Origin of the sequence: Halomonas sp. DP5N14-9 (assembly GCF_019802175.1) — a bacterium.
Classification (GTDB): domain Bacteria; phylum Pseudomonadota; class Gammaproteobacteria; order Pseudomonadales; family Halomonadaceae; genus Halomonas; species Halomonas litopenaei.
The window spans coordinates 23,709-29,886 of the sequence record NZ_JAHVHR010000004.1 but is presented as its reverse complement, the minus strand read 5'-3'; the positions used below and the strand labels follow the sequence as shown (position 1 = coordinate 29,886).

Annotated in this window: 7 protein-coding genes and 1 rRNA gene; 3 read left to right on the top strand and 5 right to left on the bottom strand. The window is 63.0% G+C overall.

The features are described from left to right. Window positions 1-110 (top strand): 5S ribosomal RNA (rrf, locus tag KUW00_RS05330); the annotation flags it as partial. A 692-nt stretch (window positions 111-802) separates the two neighbouring features. On the opposite strand, the gene KUW00_RS05325 is transcribed toward rrf, so the two are convergent. From KUW00_RS05325 to hisC, 3 genes are all read right to left on the bottom strand, one after another. After that, on the bottom strand, window positions 803-1,795 hold the full coding sequence (locus KUW00_RS05325; RefSeq protein WP_222568452.1) for a 2-hydroxyacid dehydrogenase: 993 nt from the start codon (window positions 1,793-1,795) through the stop codon (window positions 803-805). A gap of 66 nt (window positions 1,796-1,861) precedes the next feature. Then, window positions 1,862-2,266, bottom strand: a complete 405-nt coding sequence (locus KUW00_RS05320) for a VOC family protein (protein WP_222568451.1) — start codon at window positions 2,264-2,266, stop codon at window positions 1,862-1,864. A gap of 49 nt (window positions 2,267-2,315) precedes the next feature. After that, window positions 2,316-3,371, bottom strand: a complete 1,056-nt coding sequence (gene hisC / locus KUW00_RS05315) for a histidinol-phosphate transaminase (RefSeq protein ID WP_108131085.1) — start codon at window positions 3,369-3,371, stop codon at window positions 2,316-2,318. A gap of 136 nt (window positions 3,372-3,507) precedes the next feature. On the opposite strand from hisC, the gene KUW00_RS05310 reads away from it, so the two are divergent. Next, on the top strand, window positions 3,508-4,404 hold the full coding sequence (locus tag KUW00_RS05310) for an AEC family transporter (RefSeq protein WP_045994656.1): 897 nt from the start codon (window positions 3,508-3,510) through the stop codon (window positions 4,402-4,404). Window positions 4,405-4,505: 101 nt separating this feature from the next. Next, complete coding sequence (locus KUW00_RS05305) at window positions 4,506-4,961, top strand: copper resistance protein NlpE N-terminal domain-containing protein (protein ID WP_045994657.1); 456 nt, start codon at window positions 4,506-4,508, stop codon at window positions 4,959-4,961. Between the two features lie 151 nt (window positions 4,962-5,112). On the opposite strand, the gene KUW00_RS05300 is transcribed toward KUW00_RS05305, so the two are convergent. Then, window positions 5,113-5,838 (bottom strand): PspA/IM30 family protein, encoded by a 726-nt coding sequence (locus KUW00_RS05300; protein WP_222568450.1) that lies wholly within the window; start codon window positions 5,836-5,838, stop codon window positions 5,113-5,115. A gap of 5 nt (window positions 5,839-5,843) precedes the next feature. Then, window positions 5,844-6,113 carry a YiaA/YiaB family inner membrane protein gene (locus KUW00_RS05295; RefSeq protein ID WP_045994659.1) on the bottom strand — a complete coding sequence of 90 codons (270 nt, stop codon included), beginning with the start codon at window positions 6,111-6,113 and terminating at the stop codon, window positions 5,844-5,846. Window positions 6,114-6,178 lie beyond the last annotated feature (65 nt).

Below are 6,178 nucleotides of genomic sequence, written 5' to 3'. Positions count from 1 at the left end.
GACCATAGCGTGTGGGAACCACCTGATCCCTTGCCGAACTCAGAAGTGAAACCGCTCAGCGCCGATGGTAGTGTGGGGTCTCCCCATGCGAGAGTAGGTCATCGTCAGGCATTTATTCAGAAGAAGCCCGGTTATCGAGAGATAACCGGGCTTCTTCGCATGCATGGGAAGACCCCTCTTTTTATATGTGGGGCCGCACTGCGTGCGGTCCGGCCGCTCGCAAGCTCGCGTCGTTCGTCACCCCTTGCAGCTTCGCTGCAAAACCCTGGGGTGACTCACCCCCATGCGACTACCCTGTCGGAAACAGGGGAGAACCGCCGCAGGCGGGCCTTGAGGAACGAAGGGCGAGTCTCAGGGATGAGACGAGTAGAAACATTGTTACCTTGGTGGCGTCATCCGGCAGTCTTCGGGGGCAGAGCGGCGCCCTGGGCGAGCGAGCGGAGGGTCCACCCCGACGTCAGGCATTTATTCAGAAGTAGGCCCGATTATCGAGAGATAGTCGGGCCTTCTTTTTGTAGAGAGCGCATGCATGCGCTCTCTACAAGTTCAGCCCCGCTCTTTATTTGTGGGGCCGCGCCGATAACCCCCTAGGTGCGGTCCGGCCTGGCTCTTCTCAAGGGCGGGCTCGCGTCGTTCGTCCCCCCCTTGCGGCGTTGCCGCAGCCCTTGTAAAGAGCGCTGGGGTGACTCACCCCCATGCGAGCGACCTTGCTGTCTACGTGTCATCGTCAGGTATTTATTCAAAAGAAGGCCCAACTCCAAGAGGAGTTGGGCCTTCTTTTGTTCAGGGCAGCGTCGACTCTCTAGAGCTGACAGTGCTGATCGAGAGAACGCCCTTCCTCGAAGGCGGTGAGGCTTTCCAGCGTGGTCGATGCGATCTCACTCAGGGCTTCCCGGGTGAAGAAGCCTTGGTGGCCGGTGACGACGACATTGGGGAAGCTGATAAGGCGGGCAAAGACGTCGTCCAGCGGGATGTCGTCGCTGCGGTCCTCGAAGAACATGCCGGCTTCCTGCTCGTAGACGTCGAGACCCAGGTAGCCGAGCTTGCGACGCTTGAGTGCCTCGATACAGGCGCGTGTGTCGACCAGGGCGCCGCGGCTTGTGTTGATCAGCATCACCCCGTCCTTCATTCGGGAAAAGGCCGACTCGTCGATCAGGTGGTGGGTGTCTGGGGTGAGCGGACAGTGCAGCGAGATGATGTCGCTGTGTGCCAGCAATTCATCGAACTCGACCTGCGCGATGTCGGCTTGGTTGGGGATGCGGATGGGGGCTGGGTCGGTGACCAGCACGCGGCAGCCAAAGCCGCTCAGGATACCCGCCAGGGAGCGGCCGATCTGGCCGAAGCCGACGATCCCGACGGTCTTTCCGGCGAGGTTGAAGCCGAGCAGGCCATTGAGGTCGAAGTTATCCTCACGCACCCGGTTGTAGGCCTTGTGGATCTTGCGGCTGAGCGTGAGCATCAGGGCGACACAGTGCTCGGCAACGGCGTCGGGGCTGTAGGACGGTACGCGACACACCTGGATGTTGAGCCGGCGAGCGGCGTCGAGGTCAACGTTATTGAATCCTGCACACCTGAGCGCGACCAGGCGTACCCCTACCACGGCCAGACGCTCGAGCACGGTGCGATCCAGCTCATCGTTGACGAATACGCACACTGCATCGAGTCCCTGGCAGAGGGTCACGGTGCGGGCGCTGAGGCGTTGCTCGAAGTGCACGATACTCAGTTGAGGGTGATGCTCATCGGAAAAGAAGGGGCGTTCGTAGGGCTGAGAGCTGAAGAAGCCTACCTTGAGCATGGTGCTTGCCTCGCGGGTCAGGGACAGTGGCGGAATCGGCTGAAGCGCTGTGTGGTTGCGGTGACGTCAGGCTTGCGTCTCGTAGAGTTCGATAGGTGTTCCGTCAGGATCGGCGAAGAAGGTGAAGCGGGCACCGGTGAGCTCGTCGACTCGGATAGGTTCGGGTCGCGCGCCACGCCGCTTCAGCAACGCGACGCTGGCGTCCAGGTCTGATGTTGCCAGGGCAAGGTGACGAAGACCGCAGGCCTCGGGATAGCTTGGCCGAGGCGGCGGAGAGGGAAAGGAGAACAGCTCGAGCTGGATGCCTCCAGGCAGGGCCAGGTCCAGCTTGTAGCTGTCACGCTCGTGGCGGTAGGCCTCGTTGAGGATGCGGGCGTCGAGCACCTCAATATAGAAGCGCCGGGCGCGTTCGTAGTCGGCGGTGATCAGGGCGACGTGGTGCACTCCGGTCAACGGCAGACGCTCACTCATGGGGGCCTCTTGCAAAGAAGGGGCGCCGCGCGGCGCCCGATGTTGTGGCCTAGCGACAGAGGTCGCTGAGCACCTCGATCAGCGAGTCCATCTCGTCATCGGTGCCGATGGAGATACGCAGATGATCGCGCAGCGTCTCGGTATTGAAGTGACGTACCAGGATGCCGCGCTCGCGCAGACCGACGAAAAGCTGGGCTGCGTCGTGCTTGGGGTGTGACGCCAGCACGAAGTTGGTCTGTGACGGCAGCACCTCGAAGCCCAGGTCATCGAGACGCTGGCGAGTACGTTCGCGTGTGGTGATCACCGCCTGACGCGTGGCCTCGAAGTAGTCGCCGTCTTCCAGTGCGGCGATGCCGATGGCGCTGGCCAGGGCGTCCACCGGGTAGGAGTTGAAGGAGTCCTTCACCCGGGTCAGACCCTCGATCAACTCCGGTGAGCCCACCGCATACCCAAGACGAAGCCCTGCCAGGCTGCGCGACTTGGAGAAGGTGCCGGTCACCAGCAGGTTGGGGTAGCGCTCGACCAGGGGAACGGCGCTCTCGCCGCCAAAGTCCACGTAGGCTTCGTCCACCAGCACCACGCGGTCGGTGACCTTGTCGAGCAAGGCCGCGATGGCCTCGCGGCCATGGCCGTGACCGGTGGGGGCATTGGGGTTGGCAAAGATCACGCCGCCGCTGTCGCTGGCCAGGGCGTCCAGGTCGACACGCCACTGATCGTCCAGCGCGAAACGCTGGCTGTCGATGTCGTACATGCGGCAGTAGACCGGATAGAAGCTGTAGGAGATATCCGGCATCGCCAGCGGCTTGTCCTGGCGGAAGAAGGCCTGGAAGGCCAGCGCCAGCACCTCGTCGGAGCCATTGCCGGCGAAGACGTTGGCGGAGGTCGTGCCGAGGGCCTGTGCCAGGGCCTCACGCAGGGCGCTCGAGGTGGGGTCCGGGTAGCGCCGCAGATGATCCGCCGAGAACTCGCGCAGGACCCGTTCCACGCCAGGCGCGGGCGGGTAGGGGTTCTCGTTGGTGTTGAGCTTGATCAGCTTCTCGCGGGGCTGTTCGCCCGGCACGTAGGGGGTCAGTTCCCGAACGTTGGGACTCCACAACTGGCTCATGGTCTCTCGCTTGGCAGGCTTGGCAGAATCGAAGGCTTGATTACCACTTTGGTCATGGTGACCGCTGCCAGGGCCCTGCGCAAGTCGCTGACGTGCTAGGCTGCGAGCGCTGACCGTTTGCCGCCTAAGAGACTCCATGACCGCTCAGATCCTCGCCACTCTGCTACCGGTATTTCTGATTTCGGGGGCCGGTACCCTCTATGGCAAGTTGCGCTCTCCCGACATCCGTAGCCTCAACACCCTCAACATGGAGCTGTTCGTGCCCATGCTGGTATTTGTGGTGCTGGCCGACCGCCAGGCGCCGCTTGAGGACTACGCCTGGCTGGCGTTGGCCGGCGCCGTGGTGGTAGTGGGGTCGGGGCTGCTGGTATGGCCGGTGGTGAAGTGGCTCAGGCTCGAGCCGAAGACCTTTGTGCCGCCGATGATGTTCAACAATTCCGGCAACATGGGCATCCCGCTGCTGATCCTGGCCTTCGGTGAGCAGGCGCTGCCGGCGGCAGTGGTGCTGTTCATCGTCGAAATGCTGCTGCACTTCTCGCTGGGACTGAAGATGCTCAGTCCCCATACGCCGCTGTGGCGCCTTTTGCGCATGCCCATCGTGCTGGCGAGCCTCGCTGGCCTGGCGGTCAATCTGTCCGGGCTTTCGCTACCGGGCTGGCTGCTGGAGGCGATGCATATGCTCGGTGGTGTGTGCATCCCGCTGTTGCTGTTCGCCCTGGGCGTGCGGATGCTCGACATCGACTTCGGTGACTGGAAGACCGGGCTGCTCGGGGCGGTGCTGTGCCCGCTTTCCGGGTTATTGCTGGCCTGGCCGTTGATCATGCTGCTTGAACTAGAGGGACTCAAGGCCGCGTCGCTGTGGGTGTTCGCTGCCCTGCCGCCGGCGGTGCTCAACTACCTGGTGGCCGAGCAGTATCGCCAGCAGCCGCATTCGGTGGCGTCGCTGGTGCTGATCGGCAACCTCGGTAGTCTGATCGTGATGCCGATCGTGCTTGGCCTGGTGTTCGCCCACGTGATGCCTCCGGTGTCGTGAGCCGGCAGCGATACAGGGCTGTGCGCAACGAAGCTGGGAGGTTATGCTGTCGGCAGGCTGCCGATTCGTCGGTTCCATGCTCAATGGTTAGGAGGACTAATATGCAACTCAGGACTTTGCTGGCGGGATCCGCCATGCTCGCCCTTTTGGCCGGCTGTGCGAGTGGCCCCAGCGACGAGGGATCCGGTGGTGAAGCCATCCAGGCGACCTCGGCGACCTACCAGGGGACCCTGCCGTGCCGTAACTGCGACGGCATCGCCCTGACGGTTACCATGGAAGGTGAAGACCAGAGCGCCCCGGCGCAGCGCACCTTCGATCTGACCGCGGCCTACCAGAACCATCCCCAGAATCCGCCGAACGAGAACTACTCCGGCAACTGGGATGTGCTGACCGGTACCGCCGACAATCCGGAGGCCACCGTCTACGAGCTGGTCCCCAACGGTGAAGGCCAGACCTACTACTTCATGCGCGTCAATCCGCAGACTCTGGAGCTGATCGACCCCCAGCGTCGTCGCTTCCAGAACAACGACATGCTGCAGCTGACCCGCCAGCAGTAAGTCGCACGACATGCAAGTGTCGAACACAAAGGGCGGCCCCAAGTGGGCCGCCCTTTGGCGTCTTGACGTGATGGTATTGTGCCGACAGGCCCGCTCGGCACCGCCTGGAGCTGTTTCGAAGCGCTGGCGGTGCTCGCGCTGATCGCAGGGCTCATGCCCCACTGGGTGATTCGCCGGGGACGGCAGCCGCGCTCCCTTGGGCCTTCAGCCGGGCAAGCACACTCCTGGCGTCCATCGATCCCTCGAGGATACCCGACGTCCTGAGGCGTCGATCCAGATCCTGGCCGCTGGCCTCTTCATCCAGCTCCTTGAGGGCCGTCGTGACATCTGCCTGGTGTTGCTGGGACGTGCGGATGCGTTCGTAGCTGGTTGCAATTTCGTCCATGTGTCGCTGGAGCCCGGTACTGCAAGCGCCCAGCTTCCGCCCAAGGCCAGCATTGCCGCTTCGCGCCTTGGCCAGTTTCATTTCGCGCTGGTAGTGGCGCAGTGACTGAGCCGCTTGCCCGAGCTCCTCGCGCAGGGTCTGTTCCTGTCGCGACAAGGCCTCGGCGTGCTGTCGCTGTGAGGTCAACTGGCTTTCGACCTCGGCGATGCGGCTGGCCACGGCCAAGGCCAGCGCTTCATCGTCCTGTTCGAGGGCCGCGCGAGCCTGGTGCTCTCTGGCTTCGAGCTGCTCGGCCAGTTGCTGGTTGTGGCGCTCGAGCTGTCTGCGTTCGGCGATCAGGCCAGCGAGATCGAGGCGTGCCTGGTGCAAGGCCTGCTCGGCCTCACGGATCTCCTGGGCCATGATCCGCAATGCGTTGGCATCCACGAGCTTCTCTGCCGGTTCGTGAGCTGTCGCCCGAACCAGGGTGTGCAGTTTCGTCCAAAGTGACATGGTGGCTACTCCGTGTATTCCTTGAGAAGTTGCTGGGTGCGAGCCTCGGAGATGCGGTTGTGGAAGCGCCGGCTCTCGTGGTCATCGCGTAGCGTCTTGGACAGGGTGATGGTGGTGGAGACCAGAAATAGTGAACACACGCCGAGATAGCCTTTGACCAGCAGGTCGATGGGCGCCATCACGATACCGACCGCCATGGCGGCCAGCGCGATGGCAAAGGTGACCTTGACGAAGAACAGCCAGCCTGACGAATTGTTGCTCGCTTCATTTTCCATGGAGATCTCCTGCTTGCTGGGTGGTGGAGCCGACATCGCCTACAGGGTGTGGCGAGCGCGGCGTC